The following is a 25717-nucleotide window of genomic DNA, read 5'->3' on the forward strand; positions in this document are numbered from 1 at the left end:
CCGAACGTGAGCGCAGGAGCAACAGGATGGAGAACCAGAAGCTTGGTTATGTCCCGTTATACCGAAGCATCAAGAAGAAACCTTGGCACAAAGATGTTTTCCTGCGGACTCTCTGGGAGGACCTGTTATTGGGTGCTCAAATAAAGCCCCGTACGGTTAATTTCAAAGGCAACCAATGGAACCTTCAAGCCGGTCAACTGGTCACGACAGCGGCTGATTTAGGGCTATCTCTGTGCGACAGAGAAGGTAAGCCAACAAGCCGTGATGCGGTGGGCAGGATGCTCTCCTTTTTCGTCAAAGAAGGGATGATTGCAACGGGTGGCGAGAAGCGAAAAGGGACGGTAATCACCATCCTAAATTACGCTGAATATGCCGAAAAAATAGACAATTTACCCGCACATAACGCCGCACTTAAACCCGCACATGGTGAGACCAGTCCCGGCGCGGCTTTAGATGGTAGTGCCGCACATAACGCCGCACTTAAACCCGCACATCATGAACAAGAAGGTAATAACAATAATATAAAACCCTTTACGTCAGAGAATTCTAACGAATCCCCTGACACCCCACCTAAAAAGCTTCCTGTAGTTCGTCCTGATGCTGCAATCCAAAGCGGTAAAAATTGGGGAACTGCTGATGACCTTAGAGCAGCTGAGTGGATGTTCAGCGCCGTGCTGATGATTGCCCCTGACGCTAAAAAGCCTTCTTTTGCTGGCTGGGCCAATAGCATTCGGTTGATGCGTGAACGGGATGGCAGGAATCACCGAGATATGTGTGTGCTCTTCAAGTGGGCCATGCAGGATAGTTTTTGGTGCGGCAACGTGCTTTGCCCGTCAACGCTACGCGAGAAATGGGACAGGCTGGACATCAAGCGCAATAAGCAGCAATCAGGCACCGCCACTGGTAAGCCTGTTTTGGACTTCGATAACACTGACTGGATAAACGGGGTATCGGTATGAGAAATGTCGTCACAGCCATCCAGAACCGTGATGGTCAATCACTACAGCAGATTTATGGCACTGAAAAGCAAAAGCAGCAGGTGCCAGAGCAGGCCGCGCAGATATTCAACGAGCTATTCCGCCAGTTGAAAGCCGCATTTCCAGCGCTGATGACCAGCATCAAAGACCAAAACGACTTGAACGAACTACGCCGCCAGTGGGTGTTGGCATTCGTCGAAAACGGTATCACCAGCATCGACCAAGTTAACGCTGGGATGAAGATCGCCCGTCAGCAAGCAACTCCGTTCCTCCCGTCGCCGGGCCAATTCATCGCATGGTGCAAACAGGGTGCTACCCGCGCCGCCGGGCTGCCTGATGCTGATGAGCTTTACAACATGGTCATGGACTATGCCAAGCGCCGCGACATGTTCAGCAGCGCCGAAGCGTTCCCTTGGGACAGCAATGCGGCTTATTGGATGGTCACAAAGCTCTATTCACAACAGCGAGTGCAGGGGTTATCTGAGCAGGACTTACGGAAACGTTGCGGCAAAGAGTTGGCTGACATGTCGAAGCGCATCGAAGCCGGTGAGCCGATCCCCGCGCCGGTAGCGCAAATCCCCAAACTTCACATTCCGGTTAGCAACGAAAAAGCTTTGGATCACATCGCTGAAATTAAAGCAAAACTGAATGCAGTGAGGAAATAATGATGGACATAACTAAATCACCGTATGAATTTCAAGCCTGGTGGAACGCTCCAGAACAAGCTGAATTGAGAAGCATGTTAGCAATGGGCTGGGGATTTAGGATTTGGAAAGCTGCGCGTGAGAGCATCGAGGTGGAGTTGCCTGAGCTATGCGGTGATGGCGAGAATGACACTGATTACACTGAGGGGCTTAACGATGGGATTAATCAGTCCGCTAGAGCCCTCCGCTCTGCTGGATTAACTGTTAAGGGGGAGTGAGATGGTGATTTAATCGCAGTCAGTAGCTTGTGATTGAATTTAAATTGCAAAAACGAATCAATGTATGGATGTGAATTTAAACGTAGTAGTGAGCTTTACAGGCGCTTTAAATTGGATGCAGAAATAACACGAAAGTTTGACGCGGTATTCAACAGTGGGCTATAGTCATTCTGTCTTCCCTCATGGGAGATCGGGATTGGCGTCCCGCCGAAGTGACCGCGACCAGATGACACGCCGCGAGCGTGTTTTTTTATGTCGCAATCTAGTCTCATCTCAATGGTGGGCTGGGTGGGGCTACCGCAAGGTAGGCCGGTTGGTTACTCCGGTTACGCCAACCCCATTCAGTTCACCACCAGAGAAATTGGCGTTTCCAGTGGTGAATAAAATTCTAGTAACCATTGGAGGTCATAATGACCACTCAACTCGCATTTCATGACGTTAACTTCAACGTAATCTCTCGCAATAACCAAATTTGGCTGACCAGCAAAGAAATAGCTAACGCGCTAGGATATGCAAAAACTAACGCAATTACCCATATTTACAACGTAAACTCAGAAGAGTTTTCGGTAGGAATGTCCGAGATAGTCGAATCGAATACCTCGGGGAATCTAAAGGTACGTCAGAGAATTTTCTCCCTGCGCGGCGCTCATCTGATCGCCATGTTTGCCCGCACTGAAGTATCCAAAGAATTCCGCAAGTGGGTGCTCGACATTCTGGATCGGGAGGTTGGCAATGTTCAGCCAGTAGTTACCCCAATAAAACCAGAAGCGAAAACCTACACCATCACCTTGACTGAAAAAGAGTTAAATCACCTGTGCTGGCTATGGAAAGTTGCCGATAATATGCGCAAGGGGGCAGAAGTGATGTATCCCGGACTTAAGGCGCTGGGTTCTGAATACTCCGGCCGGTGCCACGACATGGCATTTGAATCACGTTATACTCTGGACGAAGTGAAGAAAATCCTTTGCAGAGAAACCCAGCAGGTTGACGTACTAACCTATCAGTGGCGTTACATCCTCCCGCAAATCAGACAAATCCACTGATAAATAATCATATCAACGAGCCTCGCCATCGCGGGGCTTTTTCACATCTGGAGGAAAGAAAATGAGTGATTTAGACACTTTCACAGCAGAGAGACTTGAAGATTTTATCTGTCAGCCATTAGAAAACGGATTAACTCGCGGCGAACAGATGGCCCTAGCCCGAATAGCGCTATCAGTGAAGGGGGCTAAAGAAAGTCATTCTCGCCGCGAAGTGTGGGGAGGTGGTAATACTTGGATTCAATGCTCCAGACAGGCATATGACCGACACGAAGCCGCAGGGAATAGAGTGCGAGTGTTGTACGAGCGCCCACAATTGAACTCTCTGGAGATACCGGAAGGTTGGATTAAGTGCAGCGACCAAGACCCGGCAGAAAGTGGCCCGTATTGGTGTTGGTTTGGTAATGAAAAATCAAGCGTGATTCAGCAGAGAGTCTGCATGTTCAGCGTTCAGTTCGGTGAGTGGTGTGATAGTGCAGTAACTCACTGGATGCCACTACCCGCCGCACCGGAGAAGCCACTATGACCTTATTATCTTGGTTAAATATCGGACTCAGCCTGTTGGGTTACATGTTTATCATGGCTAAAACTGGCGAATGGATAGTGAGTATTGCCTTAAAAAAGTGGAGCGCACGCAGGAAAGAAGAGCGTAAGCAAAAAGCCATTAACGAGCTGTACGATGCCTTCAATCTGGGTGAGTTAACTGAAAGTGACACGCTGAAGGCAGTAACCAAAAACGGCTTAACCATCATGATGTTTCGGAAGTGACTATGGATAAAAAAGTTTTTGTTTTATGCGGTGATCAATACAAGCGAAATGCCCTCCAGTTTATAAATCAACTCCCTGTTAATCCTGACAAACCACTCCTGATAACCATCCAAGAGCGAACCCGCACATTAGACCAGAATGCCAAGCTCTGGGCTACGTTGGGCGATATCGCTACGCAGGTTGTATGGCATGGTCAGAAGCTTAGCAGTGAGGACTGGAAGCACATATTCACCGCATCGCTGAAAGGGCAGAGGTCGGCACCCGGTCTGGAGGGTGGATTTGTGGTGCTGGGGCAATCAACTAGCCGTATGACTGTTGGAGAACTACGCGACTTGATAGAGCTGATTAATGCTTTCGGCGCTACGCATGGCGTTAAGTTCAGCGATGAATCACGGCTTGCCATCGAGTGGGCTAACCGGTGGGGAAATACACCATGCGACAAAGGCAAAGCAGCATAGTTGCAGTAATGGAAAATTCAATCCTCAAAGTATCCCACCGAACCAAGCCTAAACCCCCAATCCCCGCCAGCCAGATAAAAACGTATGACCATGTTTATGTATTGCTGCGCGCAAAATTCGACAGAGTAAGGAGAACGCGATGAGTGAGTTACCTCAATCAGTATGCGTTTACTGTTTGGGACTTCTAAAGCCCGATGAAATTTATTCCTGCGATCAATGTGAACGTGAAAACGCTTCAATAGAAACACTGGAGGCAGGGAATGATAGCCAAACTCCCAAAGCACCGGAATTGTAAAGTATGCAACGAGAGGTTCAAACCTGACCGCATAGAAACGTGGTGGTGCTGTCCAGAGCATCGAGAAGAGTACGCCATACTTTTATACCGAAAAGACCGTGAGCGAAGGCAGAAGAACAAATCAGTAGCAGATAAGCAGTTAGCCAAGATACAGAAAGAGGAATTGAAAGCCAGGAGAGAGAAATTAAAGACCAAACCGCAGCGAATGGCAGAGGCCCAAGCAGCGTTTAACAAGTATGTGAGGCTCAAATATTTAGGCGTCCCCTGCATCAGTTGCGGCAGGTATCCAGAGCAAAAGTACGGCGGCACGATGGAATGTGGTCACTATCGAAGCCGAGGCGCAGCACCCCACCTCCGATTTAATCTTCACAATACTGGTTCCCAATGCGTTTATTGCAACCGACACCTAAGCGGCAACGTAGCCGGTTTTAGGATAGGGCTTATCGAGCGTGACGGCTTGGATAAGGTTCAGGAAATAGATTCAAACCACGAAACCCGCAAGTTCGACATTCCATATCTAATCCGCATTAAAACCATCTTCACCAAAAAAGCCAAGATGCTTGAGAAAAGGCGATCCCATTTTCAGGAGGTAGCAGCGTGAAAGCAACTGCATGGCAGGAACTGGCAAAGGCACCAAGAAAGAGCTATCTGGGTAAATACAAAAAACTCACACCAATGCAGGAACGATGGATTAAAGCGATCCTTTGCGTATGGGCCGAAGAGTTTGGAGGTAGTGGTAGTTGCGGCGGAGCATCTGGAGTTGGTATTTGGAGGTTTATATCAGGATGGAGCGCCGAGGAGACAGATAGATTTACCCGAACGCTTGAGGACTTGCGAAAGCTTGGGTATCAGGGGGTTGAGTTGCTTACTAAAGCTCAGTCGATTTTATGGCCTAAACGAACCATCAGCGACATGTTACAGCGCGCCAACGATGAGGATGAAGCTGATTTCGTCGAGAAGGCCATTCTTAAAGCTTTTAGAACTGACAATCCAATATATGTGATCGCCTGTAAGTACTATGTTGACAGGAACCCAGTGCAAGATCTCGCAAATTATATGCAATACCAAGTTTCGCCATGGCTAACAAATAAGCAGTGCGCGGATCGGGTTAGATGGTGCATTAGTTTATTTGATTCGAAAGTGCATATGGTTTTGCAAGATGATTTAAGGGCGGAGTTAGAGGCTATAAAGGCTGTAGCATAAATATATTTTCATTTTTACTTGAAAATAAGTAATGAAAGTGTATATTTCATGTAGGCTCGGGAGCTAAAAGCGAAAGAGCGGTGGTGGTAGAGGTGTAGTAAGTAAACGGCGCTTGTGAATACTGTCTTGAGCTGACTCACCACCACAAATCAAAGAAGGCTCAGTTAATCACTGGGCCTTTTTGCTTTCTACATTCGCATGGGTACTGGGTTGGTTAATCCAATCGTTGTGAAACAGTATCCAGCCGAATGTGGTGAATGCGTAGGCTGATACGCTAACTCGCGTGGGCAATGGCAACAACTTATACGGATAGAAGCACACACGCCACGGAGAACCGTAACGCTGGGATGTTCAGCCCCAGCCACCACATACCAATTTCAAGGCTGCGCTATTGCGTGGCCTTTTTGCATATAACATCGCGGCAATTAAATTTCATAGGTGGTAAGCATGTATATTCCGAACCGTTCCTACTTGGAGAGTGGAATGCAGATCACTTATGAAGATATACAGCGTCAGAGGGCAAAGTTAGATCAGCAATACGAAGACCGTAGAACTAAGCTTCAACAAGACGCTTATAAGTTAGCGGAAGAATATAAAGAATCACTTGCTTTGCCCAAAGAAACTTGGGTTGATTCAAGCGGCACAGATAGACCGTATGTGATGCTGGGCACGATGAATGATAAAGGGCTATTCCAGAGGGCATCCTTGTCATCTATCAGGCTTGATGAGAATTACGCGCTTAATTTTAAGATTGCGACAATAGTTGATGACTCAAAGATTAGTGGTGGATCTCAATATCTGATATCGATATCCATGCAATACAATGATGGGCGACTTTCCGTCGTAGTGGGGAAAGGTGACACGGTAATTATTGTTTCAAGTCCAGATCAGACATCTGCATTTCACGAGGTTTGCGCGGCAATTAAGCAGCTAATAATGATTGGCTTCACTGATAGCCGACTAGATTAATAGCTCAATAAAATTTTTAAGGCTCACTTCGGTGGGCCTTTTTTATTTCCACTACACACCCAGCCCGTCCGGGAGGGGGAGATATGAAAATGCATAACAACCCTGACCTAATGGACATCATCACCAAGTGGATAGCCGCACATCGCCTCGAATTAGGCTATGGCGCTATCGCTGGGATTATTGCCTGGTTACGTGGACGGTATAACGAGAAGCCGTGGCGTAGATGTTTTCTCGATGCGCTGATGTGTGCCGCAATAGCGTTTGCAGTGCGGGACGTTCTTGATTTCTTCGGGTTATCGACAGACCTCGCTTACCTCTCAAGCGTCATCATCGGTTATCTCGGTACAGATTACTTATCCAGCTTATTTAAATGGAAGGTAACAGGCAGGCCGATTGAAGAAGGGAAGGGTAATGACAAGTAATTTCAGATTCAGTCAGCGCAGCGAGAACAACCTCAAAGGCATTAATCCGAACTTATTAAAGGTAGTTCGCCGTGCGTTAGAGATTTCAGCAGTCGATTTCAGCGTGATCGAAGGACTGCGCACAGTAGAACGGCAAAAGGAGCTGGTGGCCACTGGCAAGAGTCAGACCATGAATAGCCGTCATATCTCTGGCAATGCTGTAGATCTTTTCCCTGTTGGCGGTGACTGGAACGACTATAAGTGCTGGCTACCGGTTCTTAATGCTATGCACCAGGCGGGTAAAGAATTGGGCGTTAAGCTGCGTTTTGGTATTACGTGGACTGATAACCCTAATGATAAGCCTGCTAAGTTCTTGGATGCGCCTCATATTGAGATACCAGCATGAAAGAAACCCTATTGAGATTGATAGCCGTCGCACTGACGATTTCAGTTTTAGTCGGCGGTGGGTACTGGTGGGGTAGCGATAGTAAAAATTCGGAATGGTCTCTCAAGTGGACTAAGCGCGATAAATCAGACCTAACGGCAGAAATAGCCGCCAGAAAGAGCGCCACCGATAAAGAGGCTCAACTTCAGGCTGCACAGTCAGCCGGATTAAAGGCATATCAACAAGGGGTAGTAGATGCTGAGAACAAAGCAAAAGGCACTATTGCTGCTTACCGTGCTGGCAATATCAAGCTGCAAAAGCGTTTCGAGTGTCTCGCCGCTTCAGTTGGGGATATGCCCGCTACTCCCGCCAGTGGACAGCTCACTGATGCAGCCAGAGACTGCGGATTTTCAGACGCAGATGTCGGAATTCTTATTTCAATCGCTGAGCGAGCCGACAAGTTAGTCGAGAAGGTCACCGCACTACAAAAGGTTGTCACTGACGACCGGCGAATCATTAATGACGTGTGAATGGAGGCAGGGACTCTCGAATATTGATAGATACCACCTCCTAGAAAAGCAATTTCCAAAGTGGAACTTGCACTATCGTAACCAACTGAATGAAGGTTTGAAGATGAAACAGGTTCACGAATCAATTGATAAATCTCCTTTAAGTGGCAAAAGCGCCAAAGAGATAATTGAACACTTCAAGAGCTATAACTTTGTCGATGATCATGGTCACCGATTGGATATGTGCTTGGACTTCACAGATTTGGTTGAAATGGCGGCTAACGTCAGCGAATAGAATTGTTTAACCCCACTGGAGGTTGATCATTATCTTGGCGTCTCGGAAAGACGAGAAGTGGTGTAGCAACACCGAGAGGAGTGGCAAAGCCGCGCTTGTCGCAATTTGAGTACAACAAACACATCACCTGACGTTTTATAGCGGCAGGTCGAATAAGAAGGCTCGACTTAGGTCGGGCTTTTTTTATGGGTCACGTAAAAGTTTTCCGCGACCAAAGCGCCATGCCCGGCGTAACCAACCATAGATCCTGTTTGGAAATGAGTCTCAGAGGAATGCCGGTATAGCTGGTGAGCTTCTATGGGCTGTCATTTCTGGGCACTGAGGGTCATTTCCAAAAGGAATACACTATGAATTATCCAGTAATCGAAGAAGTAGAATTCAATGGTGATCATCTGACAACCGTCCGAGAAAACGGCATTGATTATGTGGCGATGAAACCAATTGTGGAAAGTATTGGACTCGACTGGGCTTCACAGACGGTAAAGCTGAATAAAGACCGCGAGAAGTACGGGTGTTGTGATATCGCAATACCTTCTAAAGGCGGTATTCAAAACATGCTTTGCCTTCCACTACGCAAGCTCAACGGCTGGCTGTTCAGTATCAACCCTGCAAGGGTTAAGGCATCAATTCGGGGTAAGTTGGTCGAATATCAAGAGGAATGCTTTGCTGCTCTGCATGACTACTGGACTAAAGGCGTAGCAATCAATCCGCGCAAACAAAGCATCATGGAAGAGCTTAATCAGGCTTGTGCGGATATGAAGCATGATAAGCGCATTGCTAGCATGTTCGGCACCGGACTTAATGAGTGGAAGAGTGTGAAAGCTGGACATGTATCAAAGATCAAATCACTGGTTCAGGAAGCCAATGAGCTGATTTGTTACGTGCTGGCTGAAACAGGGAAAGGGAAGGTAACTCGAACATGACCAACGGCGAGAAACAGCAACTGGAAACTATCTGCCGTTACTTGAAGGATGGTTTCCAATATTTGAATTGTGGCCGAATATCTATTGGCGTTTCGAATATCGAGAAGGCGGAGGTCCTTCTCGATGTTTTACTGGCGACAGAAGACCAGAAGCGGTCAAAGCGATAAATAGGAGGTTCTGGTTTCGGAGCCTCATCAAATCGAGAGCCACTTTCACAACGGCTCTCAATCATTACCTACTGGAGTCAGTATGAAATCATTCTTTTATCACGTCATCTCATTGACGTTACTGGTTGCGCTTATTTTCTCAGTGCTAACCGAGCGAGAAAGTATTACATCGGTGGTGGTTAGCGCTTACTGGATTGCCATTTTCCTTGCCGCCTTTGCTTCTGTAGCTGTAATGCTGGTTACGGCCCTAGTAGCCATAGAAATAAATGCAGAGAAGAAAGCAAAGCTGATTGATCTGCTAAATAAGGCGGCAGTGAAGCGGGGAACGATTAGACGTGCATGGAATTGGCTATGCCTTGTCTTAATTGCCGGCGAACTTGCTTATGGTGGGTGGGCATTTACTGCCGTTGTTTATGTGATTACCTCATTGATTTGTCGCCTGTGCGTATCAATAGCTCGTGACAAGGTTGATGAGTTTGAATTAAACACGGTAGCAGCTAATTTATAAAACTCTGCAAAAGGCGCTCATGAAGTGCCTTTGACAGAATCTTATATAGCTTTGCAATCATACTGGTCTCGCTATTGCCGAGCGAGAGACTTTACCAACCAGCGGAATATTCTGTTATGGATAATTCAGACACACAAATGAAACGGCCATACCCGCCATTATCATTCGTCAATGAGTTCAGACCGCACATTGAATTGGTTCCCGCCACTGAAGTGCTTGAGTGGGTTAACAGCCAAATACTCAGTGACGAAGGCGAGCTACACAATCCCGACCACGGACACTTAATTGACGCTGACATAAAAATCATGTGGGCATCATCTGCGTTTGAAAAGCAGGGTCGCACTGTTCTTGGTCAAGCTGAGCAGGTAGCAATGAGAGCTGGCGGCTGGCAAAAAGCCCGAATGGAACAGCAGATGTACGAATGGTTCGGTGATGTGCCGACATTCATCATCACCCTGGCTGCGGATTACTGTGCTCAATGTTCTGACCTTGAGTTCTGCGCACTGATAGAACATGAGCTTTATCACATCAGCCACGCTACCGACGAATACGGCGCACCCAAGTTCAACAAAGAAGGGCAGCCGGTATTGAAGCTGCGTGGACATGACGTTGAAGAGTTTGTCGGTGTAGTTCGCAGATATGGTGCGAGCGTTGAAGTACAGGAAATGATTGATGCGGCAAACAAACCTGCGGAGGTAGCCCATCTTAACGTTGCCAGGGCGTGTGGAACATGCCTCTTAAAGCTGGCTTAACTTTGGATTGCTTTGGACGAATGGTGATTTATGGCTGCATTAAAACCGGAAGTAAAAGCCTTCATCATTCAAGCGCTGGCGTGCTTCGATACCTTGTCGATGGTGGCTGAAGCTGTCCAAAAAGAATTTGGGATTAAAGTTACCCATCAGCACGTTGAATCGCATGACCCGACAAAGGTCAGCGGAAAGGGCTTAGCTAAAAAATGGGTTGAGCTATTTACCGTCACACGAGAACGATTCCAGACAGAAATAGCAAATATTCCGATAGCAAATAAGGCCTATCGCCTACGAGCTTTGGATCGAATGGCTGCCGCTACTGAAAAACAAAAGAACTTCGGAATGACCGCCCAACTAATGGAGCAGGCAGCGAAAGAGGTTGGCGATGCTTACAGCAATAAGCACAAGTTTGAGCACACAGGGAAAGATGGTGGGCCAATTGAGTCGGCAGCATTAACCAAGGATGAATACAAATTAGCTCGGCGGGAGATGTTGGAGGATGACGACTGTTGAGCAGCGGAATTATGCCCGCAAAATAGAGTGTGAAGAAGATGGATTGTATTTCTCCAGATACTTCTTCAAGCAACGTACTGGCGGCAAGATGATTGTTGCACCACATCATAAAGTTATTAACGATACGTTAGAGCGAGTGGTAAGCGGCGAGATACAGCGCCTGATCATCAACGTCCCGCCCGGCTACACAAAAACAGAATTGGCGACGATAAACATGATCGCCCATGGTATTGCTTTAAATGCCCGCGCTCGCTTCATGCATCTGTCTTATTCACACAACCTTGCATTGCTAAATTCATCCACGGCCCGCGCTATCGTTAAATCGAAAGCGTATCAAGACATGTGGCCCATGGCGCTGCGCGATGACTCAGACAGTAAGGCCATGTGGTGGACGGAGCAGGGCGGTGGCGTTTATGCCTCATCTTCCGCTGGGCAGGTTACCGGCTTTCGTGCCGGACATATGGAGGGCGGTTTTCAGGGGGCATTGATTATTGATGACCCAGTTAAGCCCGATGATGCCTACTCAGAAATGGTGAGGGATGGAGTTAACAACCGGTTTAACGAAACAATCAAGTCTCGCCTAGCTGTTGAAACAACCCCGATGATTGTCATTATGCAGCGCATCCATTACCACGACCTTAGTGGTTACCTGCTGCGTGGTGGTTCTGGTGAAATGTGGCACCACCTGAACTTGCCGGTGATTATCGACAACAGCCAGAGCTACACGGAGCAATACCCGGATAACACTCATGCAATCCCAATTGAAAACGGATTGCCTGATGGTTGGCTATGGCCGTTTAAGCATAACGAATCACACCGAGTAGCATTGTTCTCCCATCGACGCACCGCTGAAGCGCAATACATGCAGAAGCCACGTCGGTTTAATGCCGAGGGGGCATTATGGACAGAGGTGATGATCAATGCCGCGCATGACCTTCAGATTCGTTTTGACAAAGTTCGTACAGTTGTAGCCATTGACCCGCAAGCCACGAATAGCGATGAAAGCGACGAGACGGGCATTATTGTTGCGAGCTCATACGGTGCTGACGACAAAAATCAATTCTCTGTAGATGCTGATTACAGCGGCAAGTTTTCCCCGGCTGGATGGGCCAAGAAAGCGATGTTCGCATATGACGAACATGATGCTGACGCCATAGTCATTGAAACCAACCAAGGCGGAGATATGGCGGAGGACACGCTAAAAAATGCCGGATTCAAAGGTCGCATTATTCGTGTTCATGCCAGTAAAGGTAAATATGCCCGAGCGGAACCTATTTCAGCTCTCTATGAGCAGGGGCGAGTCGCTAACTTGGGAAATCTCTATGTGCTGGAAAATCAGCTAATGGAATATGTCCCCGCTACTGCCAAGAAATCACCCGATCGCCTGGATGCAATGGTTTATGCATTGACTGAATTAGGCGGCTCTCAGCCAGTGGGCATGATGATTCCGACACGACTAATGGGTAATAAATCATGAAAAAAGAATCAACCCAGCCACCATATAAGCCAGGGGATCGCGTTGTTCGTCCCGCTCCGCCACCGCCACCGCCACGACCGAATAAACGAGAATTCTTAGGTTGCTGCTGTCAGCTTTCAGCGGGGTATCAACCCCATAACTGTACCGCCATCGGCGATCCGTTTCCTCCCCCACGAAAACCATAAGGATAGAAACATGGGAAATATTCAATTCGAATCAAAGCGTGTTGGTGGCGTCAGCCCATCCAAAGTGAAAATAGATGGCGTTGAGGCGGTTATGAAGCAAGTTGGCGGCATAAGTAAAATTAGCATCATTGGCCGTGGCAATGTAAGGCAGGCGAAGTCTATTTGCAGGGAATTACACCAAATAATCAACACTGGCGCAGGTTAATCATGACAGACAAATTACAGCTTGCTGTTAACCATGCATTGCAGATTAACAGCGCAATCAGTGATTCAGCCATGGCTCGCGCTCGCATGGGCCTACTCAATACCGGTATGGGACTTGACGCTAAACGTGCCAATGCATGGTGTGAGTATGGATTCAAACAAGAGCTAACCTTTGACGACCTGTACAGACTCTATCGTCGCGGCGGTATTGCGCATGGCGCAGTAAACAAGCTCGTTGGTACATGCTGGCTGACAAATCCAGAAATTATAGAGGGTGAGAAAAAGGACGAATCAGGCGCTGTAACTCCGTGGGAAAAAAGCCTTAAAGCTGTATTCAATAATCGCCTGTGGCAACAATTCGCTGATGCTGATATGCGTCGCTTAGTTGGGCGTTATTCTGGAATATTGCTTCATGTCCGCGATAGTGGTGCCTGGAATACGCCAGTAGTTAAAGGACGCATGTTAGAGAAGCTAACGCCTGCGTGGGCTGGCACATTGGTTCCGGCTGAGTGGGATACTGATCTGAATTCCATCTCATACGGTAATCCGAAGATGTGGCAATACACCGAAATGCTACCTAACGGGGCAAGTAGGCGTGTGAGAATTCACCCTGACCGCGTTTTCATCTTGGGTGATTACAGTCGTGACGCTATCGGCTTCCTTGAACCTGCATATAACGCCTTTGTTAGCTTAGAAAAGGTTGAGGGCGGATCAGGTGAGTCATTCCTAAAAAATGCCGCCAGACAGCTTAATCTCAATTTCGAAAAGGAAATAAACTTTAGCAATCTCGCCTCCCTGTACGGGGTAAGTGTTGATGAGCTTCAGGATAAGTTTAACGAAGCAGCTACAGAGATTAATCGGGGGAATGATGTTCTTTTGACAACGCAGGGTGCGAGTGTAACACCACTTGTTACCGCAGTAGCCGACCCTGAGCCTACTTATAACGTTAACCTGCAAACCGTCTCATCTGCTGTTGATATCCCTGCGCGAATCTTGGCTATGTCTCAAACTGGTGAGCGGGCCAGTACAGAAGATAATCACTACTTCAACACGCGATGCCAGTCCCGCCGTAATCGCGCTCTGTCATTTGATATTGAGGATTTCTGCAACAAGCTAATCGACCTCGGTATCATTGATTCGGTATCAATGAAAACGGTTATCTGGGATGAGTTGAACGAGCAAACAGCATCCGAGAAGTTGGATAGTGCTGTGAAGATGTCACAAATAAATAACTCATCGATGGCAACTGGCGAGGCAGTATTTAGTGGTGAAGAGATTCGCGTTGCGGCAGGTTATGAACCGGATGGTGTAGAGCCATTAGGAGAGACGAGCGATGGCGATGAAACCAAAGCCAGCGATAATCCCGAAGAACAAGAGTGATCCGACAGGACTTAATGCGTTAGAACGAAAGGCGATGGCAGATTTCGCCAGGCGCTTAAGAAAAGCTCAGAAAGCTTACACCGACGCACTCGACAGATTGCCCTCATCACCAGTAGTCAACCGCAGATATGAATACCAACTCGATCCGCTAATACTGAACATCATCCTGAATGATGCGAGTGTGCTCGTCGATGCCGTTCTCTTAGAGGGCGGGCAAAACTATCTGTGGTTCAGTGAGGATTATGTCGAACCGGCAGCAATACGCGGCACCAATCAGGCATACGTTAACCTTAGCCAGCAATCAGCAACCTATGCAGCCAGTCGCGAATCTCTGCAAGCCATCCTCTTGAGCACTCCGTATCAGCGCCGCATGGCTCTAACTTATGCGCGAGTATTTGAAGAGATGAAAGGGTTCACGGCTAAAACTAAACAGGAAATGGCCCGCGTGCTCACTGATGGAGTAGGGCGAGGACTTAATCCGAAAGAGGTAGCGCGTAATCTGCGTGACCAAATCGGGGTTGAAACGCGACGAGCTAATCGTATAGCGCAAACAGAAATACCTGGTGCATTGAGGCGGGCGAGATGGGAAGAGGCGGAAGATGCGCAAAGTATCGGACTCAAAACGATGCTCGTTCATATATCTGCATTATTGCCTACCACGCGCAGGACACATGCGGCTCGTCACTCACATCTGTATACCGTCGAAGAGGTTCGCGACTGGTACTCCATTAACGGCAACTCAATCAACTGCCATTGCAGCCAGGTTGAAACGCTGGTTGACGACAAAGGTAAGCCGTTAGCCCCTTCAATTATTGAAAAGCTCAAAGAGGAACGCAAAAAAATGGCTGAACGAGGCTATCCGTGGGCTGAGGAATAAATCATGTCAATTCAGGTAAACATCACCACAAGGGTGAATAACAAATCAATTCGTCGTGAGAAATACAACGGCAAAGAGCACTGGGTTTTGCCGAGTTACACACTTCCAGCAAATGTGGTCATGAATGGCGGTCTGTACACATCAGAACAGATTGATGCTCATTATTCTGGGCTTGAGGGGACATTAGCGCCGCTCGGACATCCAGAGGTTAATGGTGCTTTCGTCTCAGCATTCAGTGCTGAAGGTATTAACCAGGGCCACATTGGTGCATGGAACCGCAACGTTAAGAAATCAGGCAACCGCATCTATGTAGAGAAATGGGTTGATGTTGAGGTCGCCAGCCGATCTGACGGTGGTCGCGAATTACTGGCGCGGGTAGAAGCTATCGAACGAGGTGAGGATGTCCCGCCAATTCACAGCAGCGTTGCCGCGTTCCTTAATGAACTTGAGCCGAATGAGCAGCAGCGTGCGTTGGGGGCTAACTGGGTGGCGGATATTGTTCGCATGGATCACGACGCAATCCTGCTTCATGAGATCGGGGCCGCAACTCCAGAGCAAGGTGTTGGCCTCATGGTTAACGCTGACCTAGCAACGCCATTACAGGCTAATTCTGGTGCGCTGATTGGTGAGTCGTTTCGTGAACGTGAGCGCCGGTTAGAGAAAGCAGCAAAAGACCGATTCGCGCCAGGTGACAACGACTATGCATGGATTGCCGACTTCACGGATTCTCAGGCAGTCATCATCAAGAACGGCGGTGACGCGCAAGTCTACGGCTACAAATCTGAAGGTGGGAAAATTACCTTTTCCGACACAGGAACAGCGGTAACCCGTCAAGAGTCATGGGTTTCCATTATCGCAAACAAAGTTAAATCCCTTTTTACTCCGCAGGATTCACCTGCAACCAATAGCAATAATACGGAGGGCGACATGCCTTTAACCAAAGAAGAAATGGAACAAATCGGCAGCATGATTGGTGAGGCTGTGGCTACCAATACAGAAAAGGCGTTGAAGCCACTTTCTGACAAGGTTGATGCGCTACAAGCTAACCACAAAACGCTATCAGACGCACTGACCGCTAACTCCCGCGCAGAAGAAGTAACAAAGCGTGCTGAAGTAGCAAAAGTTCACGGTGAAATCGTGGCTAACGCGCTGTCTGGCGAAGCGCTGGATGCAATGTTTAAGTCGCTTGGTAAAGCAGCCCCGCTGGGTACTAACTCAGCACAAACTCAGGCGGAAACCGGAGCGCCAGATCCAGCAACCCATTTCGGAGGTGCTAAATAATGGCTCGTTATCGTCGCGTTAATATTGACGGTGATTCCCTGTTCAAAACGGAAACACGTAAAACCGCCGCCGCACTTTACCCCGGCACTTTTGTTGTGATCAACGGTAGCAAACTATTTGCACAGGCAACAACTCCAGTTGGACGTATGTACGTGCTGGATAATGCATACCATGAAGGTCTGGGCATCACTGATCAGATCCCTTCCGGCCACTCTGCAATTGGTAACTACCTGGAAGAAGGTCGCGAGTTTGCTGTGCGTGTTGCGGCCGGCACCTACACCAAAGACCAACCGATTACCGTTGTTGCAGGCTTGGCGGCTGCTGTTCCCGCCTCTGCTGGGACTTACAAAATTATTGGCTATTGCCAAGATGCCGTAGTTACTGCGGCAGTTGATTTTATCCGCATCCGCGTTCGCGCTGACAGCGTAACTGTATCCTAAGGAGAATCAGATGTATTTTGATGCTAATACGCTGGCTACGAATAGCCGACTGCGCGGTCACTGGAATGAATTGTGGGCGAACCGCAATATGTTCGATGCGCAACACCGAGGCATGGTTGCCGCTAACCAGAGCTTAATGACGCCAGAAATGCTGGCTGCAAACGCACTCCTTGTCGATGGCTTGGGCCGTGACTTTTGGGCTGAAATCGACCGTCAAATTATTCAGTTACGTGACCAAGAAACTGGTATGGAAATCGTCACTGATCTGATGGGTATCCAGACCGTCCTCCCTATCGGGAAAACCGCGAAACTGTACAACATGGTTGGTGATATCGCTGATGATGTGTCTATCAGTCTGGACGGGCAACCGCCATATTCATTCGACCACACCGAATATTCCAGTGATGGTGACCCGATCCCGGTGTTCACTGCTGGTTATGGTGTTAACTGGCGCTTAGCTGCCGGGCTAAATACCGTTGGTATCGATTTGGTGCTCGACTCTCAAGCGGCAAAACTGCGCAAGTTTAACAAGCGTATCGTCTCCTATGTTCTGGACGGTGATAGCACTATTCAGGTGCAGAACTATCCGGCGCAGGGTATGCGCAACCACCGCAACACCATTAAGCTGAACCTTGGCGCAGGATCTGGCGGTGCAAACATTGACCTTACCACTGCCGCACAAGCTGATATTGCTGCGTTCTTCACGTCTGGCGCATTCGGTCAAACCGCGCGCAATAACTTCGTTGAAGCCTACGACGTCCTGTGGGTATCTCCGCAGATTTGGGCCAACTTGATGAAGCCTGCAACGGTAACCATCGGCGGCAACACTCTGCTGTCAGGCGGTACTGTTCTAAGCGTTATCACTGGTTTCATTCCGGCGCGTGCAGTTCGTCAAACCTTCGCATTGTCAGGCAATGAGTTTATTGCTTACCAGCGCCGTCAGGATGTCATTTCGCCGCTGGTTGGTATGGCTACTGGCGTTGTTCCTCTGCCGCGTCCTATGCCGCAGTCAAACTGGAACTTCCAGATCATGGCAGCGATGGGCTTGCAGATTAAGCGAGATAGTGAGGGCAAGTCAGGCGTGCTTTACGGCGCTAATCTGGCTTAAGAGGTGACTCATGCCAAAGTACGAAGTAGTTAGAGCGTGGAATGGGGTCGTTGTTGGTGATGTAATTGATTTGGATAGCTTGCACCCTGCATTGCAGAGTCACGTTAGAAAGGTTGGTGGTGAAGGTGAGTTATCACCAGCAACGCCAGGGGCCAAATCACCAAAGCCAGGTAAGCAGAAAAAAGAAGACGAATAGGCCGCCATATTTGAGCGGCTTTTTTAATGCCCTCTTCGGAGGGTTTCACTTTAGGGGATCGGTATGCTGACCGCAGAACAGGCAAAAGAGTATCTGGCCACAGTCGGGATATCGCTCCCTTCATTCGTGCTTGATGCTTTGGTCGAGCAGGCAAACAGCATTCAAGAGTGCCTAGATGCCAACTACACGCCAGCAACCGCGCTGCTTATCCAGCTTTATCTGGTTGGGTTGATGGGGTTGGGACAGGGTGATAAGTACATATCCAGTCAGTCTGCACCGTCTGGTGCCTCTCAATCTTTCCGTTATCAGTCATTTGCCGACCGCTGGAAAGGCTCACTAAGTTTGCTGCGCGGTCTGGATAAGAAAGGCTGCGCTACAGCATTAATCCCGCCAGACCCAACTAATCAGTCGTTCGCCGGGGTTTGGATTGGCAAGGGTGGATGCATGTGCGGGAGTAAGTAATGGGCTGGATATCAATCACTGACCGATTACCGAAGCCACTTACTCGCGTTTGGGTGCTAACCGATACTGGTAAACAGACTACGGCTTACATCAAAAAAAGCGGCGAGTGGTTCCTATTTTGCCGGAAGATTTCCGCTGATAATCCAGTCATTACCAAGTGGAGAGAGTGACATGTCATCACTAGACTCATGGTCATACACAGCTAAAGCCACTGTTTGGCCCATGACTGGGACAGATAAGTGGAACAAGCCTACTTATGGCTCACCGGTTGTTATTGATTGTGACTATGGCAGCCGCAGTAAGCGCAAGTCGAACATGATAGGCAATGAAATCGCCGTCAAGTTGTACTTCTGGACTGAATATGCAGATGCGAAAGAGGGCGACATGATAGCCATCGGTGCTTATGCAGATTTAGCCCCTATCGCTGATGCTGACTCAATTATTGCCGTTGGCAGAGATGCTGACACTTTCGAACGCCTGATTGACGATTACGAATTGGCTACTGGGGTGTGACATGGCAAGGGTCAAGGTAACTGGCATTCGTGAGTCACAAAGACAGCTTGCTGTGTTGGTTGGTGAGATTAAGGGACGCAAAGCAACTAGGGCTATCCAGTCAGCGATGATAATCGGCGGATCCCTGGCTGCGCTTTATACCCCAATTGACACCTCAACGCTCATCAATAGCCAATTTCGAGAATTAATTGTGAAAGGCACTCGGTTAACTGGACGGGTTGGGTACTCGGCAAATTATGCCATGTATGTGCATGACCCTACTGTAAAGCAAGTTTTCCGTCGCTCTACTGCAAAAAAGGAATTCTTGAAAGATGGATTTCGTGAGTCCAAAGAGCAAATTGACGCCGCAGTCAAAAAGGAAATGTCCCTATGACGATATTTGAAAAGGTATCTGATTGGCTGGAGTCAGCCGGGTTGGCTGATGGTTATAAGGTGCAGCTTGCATACTGGGAAGAGCAGAAAACTGACACTGGAGCAATGAAATACATAGTTGTGCAACCGGATGGAGGCACAGCGCGGCATCGGTGCTTAGGTGCTTACGATTATGTGCTGGTTAACATTATCAGCGCTAAGAATGACCCGGCACCGGCGATCACCAAGGCGCAGACAATTATGGAGTTCGTCACTAATAACTCCGATGACGATGCGCTCAACTTTATTGCCAACACTGGCGGATTACCAACCCCAATTCCCACCGAAGAGGGCCGAACTATTATCCGGCTTCGCTTCGAAATCATATCCTGATTTTCCCCTGGCGGCCTCTGGGCCGTTTTTTATTTCAATTCCATAAGAGGCTATACAATGGAAGGATGTAACGATTCCGGCTTACTGGTCGGTAAAAACGTCGTTCTCGAAGTTGCGCTAGGGTGTGCTGACACCGTACCGACCGAACAGGACTGGAAAGCGCTTGCGGCCGGCACGTCTAAGACTGCTGACTTATCGCCGAACACGGTAACCTCGGACGCAGATGATAAGGGCGCTTGGGTTGAAAGCGCGGTGACCAACGCTGATATCACTATCTCTTTTGAGGGGGAAGTAAGAAAGAAAGACTCTCTCGATCAATTCGGCTTTGGCAAATTCTTTAAATATTTTGTCGATGAAGTTAATGCAAAGCGCCAGCCTACTTTATGGGTACGCATTGTTATTGGGCCGATTGAATTTGTTGGTTATATGGTTACTACCGCCCTGAGCACCGATGGCGGCACTAACGATATTGTAGCGTTCTCAACTGAGTTCAAAGTTTCCGATGGTGATACTGTAGAAGTTACGCTTATTGACACCGTGCCAGTTACTGGCGTGACGTTAACCCCAACTACAAGCACTGGTGCGGCAGGTGGTTCTAGCACCTTTACTGTCACAGTGCTGCCTTCTGGCGCGACTAACAAAGCATTCGATGTGGCAACAACTGATGCAACCAAGGCAACTGCGGCAGCAGTCGGTAATGTCGTTACAGTTACCCGCGTTGCTACCGGATCCGCCCAAATCGTCATTTCTACCGAAGACGGCAACTTTGTCGCAACCCATACGGCTACTGTTACCGCGTAGTTATTCCAAATGGGTGGCGAGCGTCACCCATTGATAATGATTACGGAGAATCCTATGAACCCAATGGTAGAGATAGGAGAGATGTTAATCTCCGACAGATATACCGATTACTTTTTTCGTCCATCTTTCACGGCTATGTCTCGCATTGGAAGCCCCGCAGATATTGTTGAGGCCTATGCCAATCTAAACGGCTATGAGGTCGCTCAAGTGATAGCCATGGCGCAGGATAGCTATGGGAAAACACCCGAATGGCTCATTAAAACACTGCGCAAGCCAGCCTATGGAAGAAAGATTTTATCCACTGCTATGCATGTGATGCAGTCATGTTGTGATGAAGATGTCACCCCATTAATCGGTGAGTGGAGAACGGGTAAAAAAGGGGTGATATATCGTCTCGGCGGTATGTCGACCGGTGAAGTAATCCTGATAGCCCACACGCTAATTGAGCATGGCGTGATGGGTAAGGCAAAAATAAGAAAGCCTCAACGAGCTGAAACTAATAGTTACGTTAACGAGTTCCGGGCTATTGAATACATCAACTCAGCAAGGATTCATTTTGGAATAAGTCGAGCAGAGGCAGAGCTGTTAACAATGACTGAGTTTCAGTTAATGCTTAACGCCAAATACCCAGATCAGAAAGGATTTACACGGGAAGAATACGACACTGTTCGCGATGACTACTTTAAGCGGCGAGAAGAAAGAATAGCCGCCGAAAAAGCCAAGAAAGCAGCATAACCTAGCCCTGTCACTCGACGGGGTTTTTATTGCCCGGAGAATAGAATGGCTAGCGACAATCAGGTCGGCAATATCGTTTATCAGGTTGAGATGGAAGTCGGCAAGCTGATCACTTCCCAGCAGCAGGTTAATAGCCGACTTGACCAGATGGAGGATAAATTTAATAGCAACGCCAAAAGCGCATCAAATCTTGAAAGCGGCATGACCAAGTTAGCATCAGCCATTAAGTTAGTAATGGCTGCGGCCGCTTTACGTGGCTTGGCAGATATGGTTCAGCGCTATCAAGAAATGTCAGAACGTGTGCAGATGGCCACTACTAGTCAATCAGAGTTTGAGAATGTGCAGAAACGTTTGCTGAAAACAGCTAACGGCACATACCGGTCATTATCTGAGGCACAGGAATTATATATCACTACTGCTGCCAGCCTGCGCAGCATGAATTACACCACTGACCAGGCTATAGATGTTCAGGACTCAATGTCCTATGCGTTTGTTAAAAATGCCACTAGTGCTGACCGTGCCAACGGAGCAATTAGCGCATTTTCAAAGTCCATGAACAAAGGCAAAGTTGAATCCGATTCATGGGAAACCATCATTGCTGCCATTCCATCCGTGATTGATGATATTGCCACTGCAAGCGGGAAAACTTCAGCGCAGATCCGTGCACTAGGCTCATCTGGGAAAATCACGGCCAATCAATTATCAGAAGGGTTGCGTCAGTCGCTAGAGGCTAACGCTGATGCTGCTGCTGGAATGTCTAATAATCTCACCGATGCTGGAGTGAGGATGAAGACGGCGATAACTTCAATTTTGGTTGCCATGGAAGGACAAACAGGGGCATTGCAGGCATTCACTAACGGTATTATCTCTGCGGCCGATGCTGTTCTTGGCTTTAGTCAAGATACCGAGAAAATGCCTAAAGCTATTGATGCGTTGAGCGTGGCGGCTGGTATTGTAGCGGCGGTAATGGCGAGTCGCTACGTTGGTGCTATGTATGCAGCTACTGCTGCAAATATAAAACATGCAGCGTCTTCCTATAGAGTTGCTGCCGCTCAGGGCGCAATGGCTGTAGCGTCACGCGCGGGCGGTCTTGCGCTCTCTTTGGTTGGTGGTCCAGCTGGGTTTGCCACCCTCGCGGCTACGGCTATTTTTTATTTCTACCAAAAAGCACAGCAAGCAAAAGCAGAAGCTAATGATTTAGCAGACAGTGTTTCTGGTCTTGTTGATAAATTCAAAACAATGGATAACGTCAAATTATCTTCTGAGTTATCAAAATTAAATATGTCATTGCCAGCACTGAGTGATTCCCTTAGTGATGCTAAAAGTGAATTTAATAGCGCTAAAAATAACCTAAATTTTCTTACTAAATCAGTCGAAAAATTTGGTGAAACAAGTGATCGCGGTAAGTTTTATGCCGAACAGCTAGGCGCGGCCCAAGATAGAGTTAATATAGCTTCCAACAATTTAGCTGAAGCAAACCGCAGAGTGGAACAGACGCAAAGCGCTATAAACACAGGGAGAATTACACTTACTAATAATATGCTCACATCAATGGGTGTCCATGATGGACTCATTGAAAAAGGAACCACACTTGAGCGCGTGCAAAATGCAGTTGCTAGGTCATTTGGCAACACTGCTAATGAGATTAATCGCGCTAATCAGGCCGGTAATAATTTTAATCCTCAATCACTGCAAGTGTCAGCGCCAACGGCTGATGGTGATAAATATATTCAAAGCCTTGAAGACCAAAATAAGCTCCTTGCCATCAAGGATGAGCGGCTTCGTGCAGTTACCCAGGCAGAGATGGACCAAGCCAAGGTAACGGATAACCCTAACCAAATTAAACGAGCTGGTGAGTTAGCGGGAACGCTTTATGACCGGAAGAAAGCCCAAGAAAGCGTGAAAAAGGAAACTACTGCTGCAACCAAGGAAGAAACCGCCGCCGAAGCAGCAGAGAAACGCCGGGTTAAATCATTGCAAGATTTAAGCAATGAAATGGCCGTTGCTGAATTAAAGACAAAAGGACTCAATCGCGAAGCCGCGCAGCTTGCTGCTGTTCAAGATTTAGGTGCCGGAGCGTCTCAGCAGCAGATCCAGCAGGCAACGCAACAAGCCGGCCAGATATTTGATATTCAACAGCGCATGGCTGATAAAAAGGCTGCAATTGATGCTGATAGTGTCGTCAAGGCCGAGCAGCAACGTAAGTTAGATTTATCACAGTTAGACCGCCAGCTTGAGGCAGGTAACATATCTTTCGAACAGGCACAGCAACGCCGAGTGCAGATCGCCGCCGACTATTCAAAATCGATAGCTGAAGCATCAGCGAACAAAGCTGTAACACCACAGCAAGATTTAGCTGCGCAAGCTGATCCAGTTCAGGCTCTTGCAAATGAAAACGCTCGTAAGCTGGCCCTCATTCAGCAATTCACCCAGCAAAAGGTGATAAGTGAACAGCAAGGACTGGCGTTAATGAACGCCGCTAATACTCAGTATGAGCAGGCAAGGGTGGCAGCTCAGTGGGAGATCTTCCGCAATCAAAGCGTAGGGAATGAGTCTCTGGCAGCAGCATTTGATTCGCTGGCTGGTAATGCGTCAAATGCGTTTACTGGAATCATTACCCAAAGCATGACGGCAGAGGAGGCAATGCGCTCTCTTGCTAGCAATGCCATTAATAGCCTGATTAATGGTTTTGTTCAGATGGGCGTTGAGTGGGTTAAGTCTGCAATTACGGGCTCTACCGCTCAAGTTGCAGCCACGGCCACGACAACCGCAGCAGCCGTAGCGGGAACCGCGACAACCACGGCAGCCAGTGTATCTTCAGCAGCAGCAACAACCACAGCATGGACTCCAGCAGCTATCGTTGCTTCCATAGGATCGTTTGGTGGGGCCGCCGCTATCGGTATCGGTGCCGTTGTAGCAGCAATGGCGTTAAGTGGAAGTTTATCCGGTAAACGGAAGAATGGTGGACCCGTCAGCGCTGGCAGCATGTACCAAGTCGGTGAGGGAGGTATGCCTGAGATTTACCAAGCGGGTACCGGTAAGCAGTACATGATCCCAGGCGACAATGGCAAAGTAATCAGCAACAAGGATATGCAAGGTAGCGGTTCTGCTCCTAACGTTTCTATTCAGTTTATCGACCAATCCACAGGTAGAAAATCATTCGATGCCCAGTCATCAATGAGCGGGAGCAATCTCACTGTAACTGCTTTCATTTCTGACCTTGAAGAAGGTGGACCAATGTCCCAATCAATCACCAGAAACACCACGGCGTCAAGGAGAGCTAACGGATGATTATCGAATATCCTGACTGGCTTCCCCTTGCGCAAAAATCTGGTAAGAACATAACCAAAGATACAGGGTTCAGGACAGACCAGCCCACGGTTGGTGCGCCAATCTTCCAGAAATTGACCGATGATTTAAAAGCATCGTTTTCGGTTACGTTTATCTGCACTACTGCTCAGCATAGGGCTTTTTACCAGTGGCTAAGAAGCCCTAATTATCTTGATAACTGTAATCGCTGGTTTCGGATAAAAGTTTCCACCGGTACTGGTGAGTCAGGGGTTGAAGAGCAAGTATTGCACTTCACTAGCTACCCACAATTTAACCAGAGCGGAAGTATTTTTACGTGGACCGGAAATGTAGTAGCCAAGCAGATAATCAGTGCTGATGATGACCTTGACGACATAATTATCGAGCTTCCGGCGCCGTGGGGAAGCTGGTTGGATGTCATCGTTACAGAAACATTACCCCGGAGCGAATGATGCCAGGACTAAGAGAGTACCTTTCTCATCGACCTAACAGGGTGATGTATATAACGCTTAAGTTTACACATCCGGTATTCGAACAGGTTCGCCTCGTCGCTGATCAGGTGTTTCAAAAGACGCTCGGTGGGGAAGTCTATTCACCCTGCCGGATGGAAGTATCTGAAAGCGAACAAAGCGACATTCCTATCATCCAGTGTGCAGTGAAGCTGAGCCGTGTGGCTCAAGACATAAAGCAAGGGCTTAAGGGCTGGACGGGTGCGCAACGGATGATACCCATTACGGCTGTATATCAAAAATGGGATTCTATCGACATGACAGTGGCGGTTAGTACCTGGTCACTGTTTGTTAAAGATATATCCATGGATGAGAATGACGTAACGGCTACCATCGCGCTTAAAAATCCGATGGTTAATAATGTCGGTAAGCTTTACAACACAACTGACTTCCCCGGACTAATTAACATCTAAT

The 25717-nt window shown here is 48.1% G+C and carries 36 protein-coding genes and 2 pseudogenes; 37 read left to right on the plus strand and 1 reads right to left on the minus strand.

Translation table 11 applies throughout. From position 1 onward, the window contains the following. The first annotated feature begins 26 nt into the window (after positions 1-26). The 14 genes and pseudogenes from ACWJJO_RS06620 (at position 27) to ACWJJO_RS06685 (ending at position 7948) form a co-directional block, all read left to right on the plus strand. Positions 27-959 (plus strand): replication protein, encoded by a 933-nt coding sequence (locus ACWJJO_RS06620; protein ID WP_481091566.1) that lies wholly within the window; start codon positions 27-29, stop codon positions 957-959. Continuing rightward, positions 956-1642, plus strand: a complete 687-nt coding sequence (locus tag ACWJJO_RS06625; RefSeq protein ID WP_481090817.1) for a replication protein P — start codon at positions 956-958, stop codon at positions 1640-1642. Before ACWJJO_RS06620 ends, ACWJJO_RS06625 begins: the two co-directional genes overlap by 4 nt. A 2-nt stretch (positions 1643-1644) precedes the next feature. After that, the gene (locus ACWJJO_RS06630; RefSeq protein WP_481090818.1) at positions 1645-1899 is read left to right on the plus strand and encodes a phiTE_015 family protein; all 255 of its coding nucleotides are present in this window, start codon (positions 1645-1647) and stop codon (positions 1897-1899) included. A gap of 240 nt (positions 1900-2139) precedes the next feature. Further along, positions 2140-2277: pseudogene (locus ACWJJO_RS06635) on the plus strand (Rha family phage regulatory protein); the annotation flags it as partial. Positions 2278-2309: 32 nt separating this feature from the next. Next, on the plus strand, positions 2310-2942 hold the full coding sequence (locus ACWJJO_RS06640; RefSeq protein ID WP_481090819.1) for a P22AR C-terminal domain-containing protein: 633 nt from the start codon (positions 2310-2312) through the stop codon (positions 2940-2942). Between the two features lie 61 nt (positions 2943-3003). Beyond that, positions 3004-3465 (plus strand): DUF551 domain-containing protein, encoded by a 462-nt coding sequence (locus ACWJJO_RS06645; protein WP_481090820.1) that lies wholly within the window; start codon positions 3004-3006, stop codon positions 3463-3465. Continuing rightward, complete coding sequence (locus ACWJJO_RS06650; protein ID WP_481090821.1) at positions 3462-3707, plus strand: DUF4752 family protein; 246 nt, start codon at positions 3462-3464, stop codon at positions 3705-3707. Before ACWJJO_RS06645 ends, ACWJJO_RS06650 begins: the two co-directional genes overlap by 4 nt. Before the next feature lie 2 nt (positions 3708-3709). Beyond that, on the plus strand, positions 3710-4165 hold the full coding sequence (locus ACWJJO_RS06655) for a recombination protein NinB (protein WP_481090822.1): 456 nt from the start codon (positions 3710-3712) through the stop codon (positions 4163-4165). A gap of 260 nt (positions 4166-4425) precedes the next feature. Then, positions 4426-5061: a recombination protein NinG gene (locus ACWJJO_RS06660; RefSeq protein WP_481090823.1), complete on the plus strand. Its 636-nt coding sequence runs from the start codon at positions 4426-4428 to the stop codon at positions 5059-5061. After that, complete coding sequence (locus ACWJJO_RS06665) at positions 5058-5663, plus strand: hypothetical protein (protein WP_481090824.1); 606 nt, start codon at positions 5058-5060, stop codon at positions 5661-5663. The genes ACWJJO_RS06660 and ACWJJO_RS06665 overlap by 4 nt, the downstream gene beginning before the upstream one ends. Positions 5664-6146: 483 nt before the next feature. Continuing rightward, entirely contained in the window at positions 6147-6632 is a 486-nt protein-coding gene (locus ACWJJO_RS06670; RefSeq protein WP_481090825.1) for a hypothetical protein, read from the plus strand. An 83-nt stretch (positions 6633-6715) separates the two neighbouring features. Beyond that, on the plus strand, positions 6716-7054 hold the full coding sequence (locus ACWJJO_RS06675) for a phage holin, lambda family (RefSeq protein WP_481090741.1): 339 nt from the start codon (positions 6716-6718) through the stop codon (positions 7052-7054). Further along, the gene (locus ACWJJO_RS06680; RefSeq protein ID WP_481090742.1) at positions 7044-7439 is read left to right on the plus strand and encodes a M15 family metallopeptidase; all 396 of its coding nucleotides are present in this window, start codon (positions 7044-7046) and stop codon (positions 7437-7439) included. Before ACWJJO_RS06675 ends, ACWJJO_RS06680 begins: the two co-directional genes overlap by 11 nt. Then, entirely contained in the window at positions 7436-7948 is a 513-nt protein-coding gene (locus ACWJJO_RS06685) for a DUF2514 family protein (RefSeq protein WP_481090826.1), read from the plus strand. The genes ACWJJO_RS06680 and ACWJJO_RS06685 overlap by 4 nt, the downstream gene beginning before the upstream one ends. Positions 7949-7983: 35 nt before the next feature. On the opposite strand, the pseudogene ACWJJO_RS06690 reads toward ACWJJO_RS06685, so the two are convergent. Continuing rightward, positions 7984-8073 (minus strand): annotated as a pseudogene (locus ACWJJO_RS06690) (KTSC domain-containing protein); the annotation flags it as partial. Between ACWJJO_RS06690 and ACWJJO_RS06695 the strand changes: the two are divergent. The 23 genes from ACWJJO_RS06695 to ACWJJO_RS06805 all read left to right on the plus strand — a co-directional run bounded on the left by ACWJJO_RS06695 (position 8052) and on the right by ACWJJO_RS06805 (position 25716). Then, entirely contained in the window at positions 8052-8222 is a 171-nt protein-coding gene (locus ACWJJO_RS06695) for a hypothetical protein (RefSeq protein WP_481090827.1), read from the plus strand. The pseudogene ACWJJO_RS06690 and the gene ACWJJO_RS06695 sit on opposite strands and share 22 nt — an antisense overlap. 347 nt (positions 8223-8569) lie before the next feature. Then, positions 8570-9145, plus strand: a complete 576-nt coding sequence (locus ACWJJO_RS06700; RefSeq protein WP_481090828.1) for a phage antirepressor N-terminal domain-containing protein — start codon at positions 8570-8572, stop codon at positions 9143-9145. A 249-nt stretch (positions 9146-9394) separates the two neighbouring features. Further along, positions 9395-9820, plus strand: a complete 426-nt coding sequence (locus tag ACWJJO_RS06705) for a DNZ54_00345 family protein (RefSeq protein WP_481090829.1) — start codon at positions 9395-9397, stop codon at positions 9818-9820. Between the two features lie 116 nt (positions 9821-9936). Continuing rightward, complete coding sequence (locus ACWJJO_RS06710) at positions 9937-10572, plus strand: putative metallopeptidase (protein WP_481090830.1); 636 nt, start codon at positions 9937-9939, stop codon at positions 10570-10572. A gap of 30 nt (positions 10573-10602) precedes the next feature. Next, a complete protein-coding gene (locus ACWJJO_RS06715; protein ID WP_481090831.1) occupies positions 10603-11082 on the plus strand; it encodes a DUF2280 domain-containing protein in 480 nt (159 codons plus the stop codon). After that, positions 11069-12559, plus strand: a complete 1491-nt coding sequence (locus tag ACWJJO_RS06720; protein WP_481090832.1) for a phage terminase large subunit family protein — start codon at positions 11069-11071, stop codon at positions 12557-12559. Before ACWJJO_RS06715 ends, ACWJJO_RS06720 begins: the two co-directional genes overlap by 14 nt. A 195-nt stretch (positions 12560-12754) precedes the next feature. Beyond that, positions 12755-12949 (plus strand): hypothetical protein, encoded by a 195-nt coding sequence (locus ACWJJO_RS06725; RefSeq protein ID WP_481090833.1) that lies wholly within the window; start codon positions 12755-12757, stop codon positions 12947-12949. Between the two features lie 2 nt (positions 12950-12951). Further along, a complete protein-coding gene (locus tag ACWJJO_RS06730; protein WP_481090834.1) occupies positions 12952-14328 on the plus strand; it encodes an anti-CBASS protein Acb1 family protein in 1377 nt (458 codons plus the stop codon). Next, positions 14282-15205 (plus strand): phage minor head protein, encoded by a 924-nt coding sequence (locus ACWJJO_RS06735; protein WP_481090835.1) that lies wholly within the window; start codon positions 14282-14284, stop codon positions 15203-15205. Before ACWJJO_RS06730 ends, ACWJJO_RS06735 begins: the two co-directional genes overlap by 47 nt. Positions 15206-15208: 3 nt before the next feature. Next, positions 15209-16486: a hypothetical protein gene (locus ACWJJO_RS06740; protein ID WP_481090836.1), complete on the plus strand. Its 1278-nt coding sequence runs from the start codon at positions 15209-15211 to the stop codon at positions 16484-16486. Next, positions 16486-16926 (plus strand): gp53 minor capsid family protein, encoded by a 441-nt coding sequence (locus tag ACWJJO_RS06745; RefSeq protein WP_481090837.1) that lies wholly within the window; start codon positions 16486-16488, stop codon positions 16924-16926. The genes ACWJJO_RS06740 and ACWJJO_RS06745 overlap by 1 nt, the downstream gene beginning before the upstream one ends. Before the next feature lie 10 nt (positions 16927-16936). Continuing rightward, positions 16937-18034: a major capsid protein gene (locus ACWJJO_RS06750; protein WP_481090838.1), complete on the plus strand. Its 1098-nt coding sequence runs from the start codon at positions 16937-16939 to the stop codon at positions 18032-18034. A gap of 10 nt (positions 18035-18044) precedes the next feature. Next, complete coding sequence (locus tag ACWJJO_RS06755) at positions 18045-18230, plus strand: hypothetical protein (RefSeq protein ID WP_049556430.1); 186 nt, start codon at positions 18045-18047, stop codon at positions 18228-18230. Positions 18231-18293: 63 nt separating this feature from the next. Further along, a complete protein-coding gene (locus ACWJJO_RS06760) occupies positions 18294-18692 on the plus strand; it encodes a DUF7370 family protein (protein WP_481090839.1) in 399 nt (132 codons plus the stop codon). After that, positions 18692-18862, plus strand: coding sequence for a DUF551 domain-containing protein (locus tag ACWJJO_RS06765; protein WP_481090840.1), 171 nt, complete (start codon positions 18692-18694; stop codon positions 18860-18862). Before ACWJJO_RS06760 ends, ACWJJO_RS06765 begins: the two co-directional genes overlap by 1 nt. A gap of 1 nt (position 18863) precedes the next feature. Then, positions 18864-19205, plus strand: coding sequence for a hypothetical protein (locus ACWJJO_RS06770; protein WP_481090841.1), 342 nt, complete (start codon positions 18864-18866; stop codon positions 19203-19205). Between the two features lies 1 nt (position 19206). Next, the gene (locus ACWJJO_RS06775; RefSeq protein ID WP_481090842.1) at positions 19207-19578 is read left to right on the plus strand and encodes an HK97 gp10 family phage protein; all 372 of its coding nucleotides are present in this window, start codon (positions 19207-19209) and stop codon (positions 19576-19578) included. Further along, complete coding sequence (locus ACWJJO_RS06780) at positions 19575-19949, plus strand: phage tail termination protein (protein ID WP_481090843.1); 375 nt, start codon at positions 19575-19577, stop codon at positions 19947-19949. Before ACWJJO_RS06775 ends, ACWJJO_RS06780 begins: the two co-directional genes overlap by 4 nt. 57 nt (positions 19950-20006) lie before the next feature. Beyond that, a complete protein-coding gene (locus ACWJJO_RS06785; protein WP_481090844.1) occupies positions 20007-20750 on the plus strand; it encodes an Ig-like domain-containing protein in 744 nt (247 codons plus the stop codon). 54 nt (positions 20751-20804) lie between these two features. Next, positions 20805-21485: a DUF6246 family protein gene (locus ACWJJO_RS06790; RefSeq protein ID WP_481090845.1), complete on the plus strand. Its 681-nt coding sequence runs from the start codon at positions 20805-20807 to the stop codon at positions 21483-21485. Positions 21486-21530: 45 nt separating this feature from the next. Continuing rightward, positions 21531-24776: a tape measure protein gene (locus tag ACWJJO_RS06795; RefSeq protein WP_481090846.1), complete on the plus strand. Its 3246-nt coding sequence runs from the start codon at positions 21531-21533 to the stop codon at positions 24774-24776. Further along, the gene (locus tag ACWJJO_RS06800; protein ID WP_087785174.1) at positions 24773-25246 is read left to right on the plus strand and encodes a hypothetical protein; all 474 of its coding nucleotides are present in this window, start codon (positions 24773-24775) and stop codon (positions 25244-25246) included. Before ACWJJO_RS06795 ends, ACWJJO_RS06800 begins: the two co-directional genes overlap by 4 nt. Continuing rightward, complete coding sequence (locus tag ACWJJO_RS06805) at positions 25246-25716, plus strand: DUF1833 family protein (RefSeq protein ID WP_087785173.1); 471 nt, start codon at positions 25246-25248, stop codon at positions 25714-25716. The genes ACWJJO_RS06800 and ACWJJO_RS06805 overlap by 1 nt, the downstream gene beginning before the upstream one ends. Position 25717: the final 1 nt, after the last annotated feature.

This window comes from Yersinia antarctica, from assembly GCF_056636475.1.

Coding starts and splice junctions, on each gene's coding strand:
- ACWJJO_RS06620 (WP_481091566.1), top strand. CDS start 27: ATGGAGAACCAGAAGCTTGGTTATGTCCCGTTATACCGAAGCATCAAG.
- ACWJJO_RS06625 (WP_481090817.1), top strand. CDS start 956: ATGAGAAATGTCGTCACAGCCATCCAGAACCGTGATGGTCAATCACTA.
- ACWJJO_RS06630 (WP_481090818.1), top strand. CDS start 1,645: ATGGACATAACTAAATCACCGTATGAATTTCAAGCCTGGTGGAACGCT.
- ACWJJO_RS06640 (WP_481090819.1), top strand. CDS start 2,310: ATGACCACTCAACTCGCATTTCATGACGTTAACTTCAACGTAATCTCT.
- ACWJJO_RS06645 (WP_481090820.1), top strand. CDS start 3,004: ATGAGTGATTTAGACACTTTCACAGCAGAGAGACTTGAAGATTTTATC.
- ACWJJO_RS06650 (WP_481090821.1), top strand. CDS start 3,462: ATGACCTTATTATCTTGGTTAAATATCGGACTCAGCCTGTTGGGTTAC.
- ACWJJO_RS06655 (WP_481090822.1), top strand. CDS start 3,710: ATGGATAAAAAAGTTTTTGTTTTATGCGGTGATCAATACAAGCGAAAT.
- ACWJJO_RS06660 (WP_481090823.1), top strand. CDS start 4,426: ATGATAGCCAAACTCCCAAAGCACCGGAATTGTAAAGTATGCAACGAG.
- ACWJJO_RS06670 (WP_481090825.1), top strand. CDS start 6,147: ATGCAGATCACTTATGAAGATATACAGCGTCAGAGGGCAAAGTTAGAT.
- ACWJJO_RS06675 (WP_481090741.1), top strand. CDS start 6,716: ATGAAAATGCATAACAACCCTGACCTAATGGACATCATCACCAAGTGG.
- ACWJJO_RS06680 (WP_481090742.1), top strand. CDS start 7,044: ATGACAAGTAATTTCAGATTCAGTCAGCGCAGCGAGAACAACCTCAAA.
- ACWJJO_RS06685 (WP_481090826.1), top strand. CDS start 7,436: ATGAAAGAAACCCTATTGAGATTGATAGCCGTCGCACTGACGATTTCA.
- ACWJJO_RS06695 (WP_481090827.1), top strand. CDS start 8,052: ATGAAACAGGTTCACGAATCAATTGATAAATCTCCTTTAAGTGGCAAA.
- ACWJJO_RS06700 (WP_481090828.1), top strand. CDS start 8,570: ATGAATTATCCAGTAATCGAAGAAGTAGAATTCAATGGTGATCATCTG.
- ACWJJO_RS06705 (WP_481090829.1), top strand. CDS start 9,395: ATGAAATCATTCTTTTATCACGTCATCTCATTGACGTTACTGGTTGCG.
- ACWJJO_RS06710 (WP_481090830.1), top strand. CDS start 9,937: ATGGATAATTCAGACACACAAATGAAACGGCCATACCCGCCATTATCA.
- ACWJJO_RS06715 (WP_481090831.1), top strand. CDS start 10,603: ATGGCTGCATTAAAACCGGAAGTAAAAGCCTTCATCATTCAAGCGCTG.
- ACWJJO_RS06720 (WP_481090832.1), top strand. CDS start 11,069: ATGACGACTGTTGAGCAGCGGAATTATGCCCGCAAAATAGAGTGTGAA.
- ACWJJO_RS06725 (WP_481090833.1), top strand. CDS start 12,755: ATGGGAAATATTCAATTCGAATCAAAGCGTGTTGGTGGCGTCAGCCCA.
- ACWJJO_RS06730 (WP_481090834.1), top strand. CDS start 12,952: ATGACAGACAAATTACAGCTTGCTGTTAACCATGCATTGCAGATTAAC.
- ACWJJO_RS06735 (WP_481090835.1), top strand. CDS start 14,282: ATGGCGATGAAACCAAAGCCAGCGATAATCCCGAAGAACAAGAGTGAT.
- ACWJJO_RS06740 (WP_481090836.1), top strand. CDS start 15,209: ATGTCAATTCAGGTAAACATCACCACAAGGGTGAATAACAAATCAATT.
- ACWJJO_RS06745 (WP_481090837.1), top strand. CDS start 16,486: ATGGCTCGTTATCGTCGCGTTAATATTGACGGTGATTCCCTGTTCAAA.
- ACWJJO_RS06750 (WP_481090838.1), top strand. CDS start 16,937: ATGTATTTTGATGCTAATACGCTGGCTACGAATAGCCGACTGCGCGGT.
- ACWJJO_RS06755 (WP_049556430.1), top strand. CDS start 18,045: ATGCCAAAGTACGAAGTAGTTAGAGCGTGGAATGGGGTCGTTGTTGGT.
- ACWJJO_RS06760 (WP_481090839.1), top strand. CDS start 18,294: ATGCTGACCGCAGAACAGGCAAAAGAGTATCTGGCCACAGTCGGGATA.
- ACWJJO_RS06765 (WP_481090840.1), top strand. CDS start 18,692: ATGGGCTGGATATCAATCACTGACCGATTACCGAAGCCACTTACTCGC.
- ACWJJO_RS06770 (WP_481090841.1), top strand. CDS start 18,864: ATGTCATCACTAGACTCATGGTCATACACAGCTAAAGCCACTGTTTGG.
- ACWJJO_RS06775 (WP_481090842.1), top strand. CDS start 19,207: ATGGCAAGGGTCAAGGTAACTGGCATTCGTGAGTCACAAAGACAGCTT.
- ACWJJO_RS06780 (WP_481090843.1), top strand. CDS start 19,575: ATGACGATATTTGAAAAGGTATCTGATTGGCTGGAGTCAGCCGGGTTG.
- ACWJJO_RS06785 (WP_481090844.1), top strand. CDS start 20,007: ATGGAAGGATGTAACGATTCCGGCTTACTGGTCGGTAAAAACGTCGTT.
- ACWJJO_RS06790 (WP_481090845.1), top strand. CDS start 20,805: ATGAACCCAATGGTAGAGATAGGAGAGATGTTAATCTCCGACAGATAT.
- ACWJJO_RS06795 (WP_481090846.1), top strand. CDS start 21,531: ATGGCTAGCGACAATCAGGTCGGCAATATCGTTTATCAGGTTGAGATG.
- ACWJJO_RS06800 (WP_087785174.1), top strand. CDS start 24,773: ATGATTATCGAATATCCTGACTGGCTTCCCCTTGCGCAAAAATCTGGT.
- ACWJJO_RS06805 (WP_087785173.1), top strand. CDS start 25,246: ATGCCAGGACTAAGAGAGTACCTTTCTCATCGACCTAACAGGGTGATG.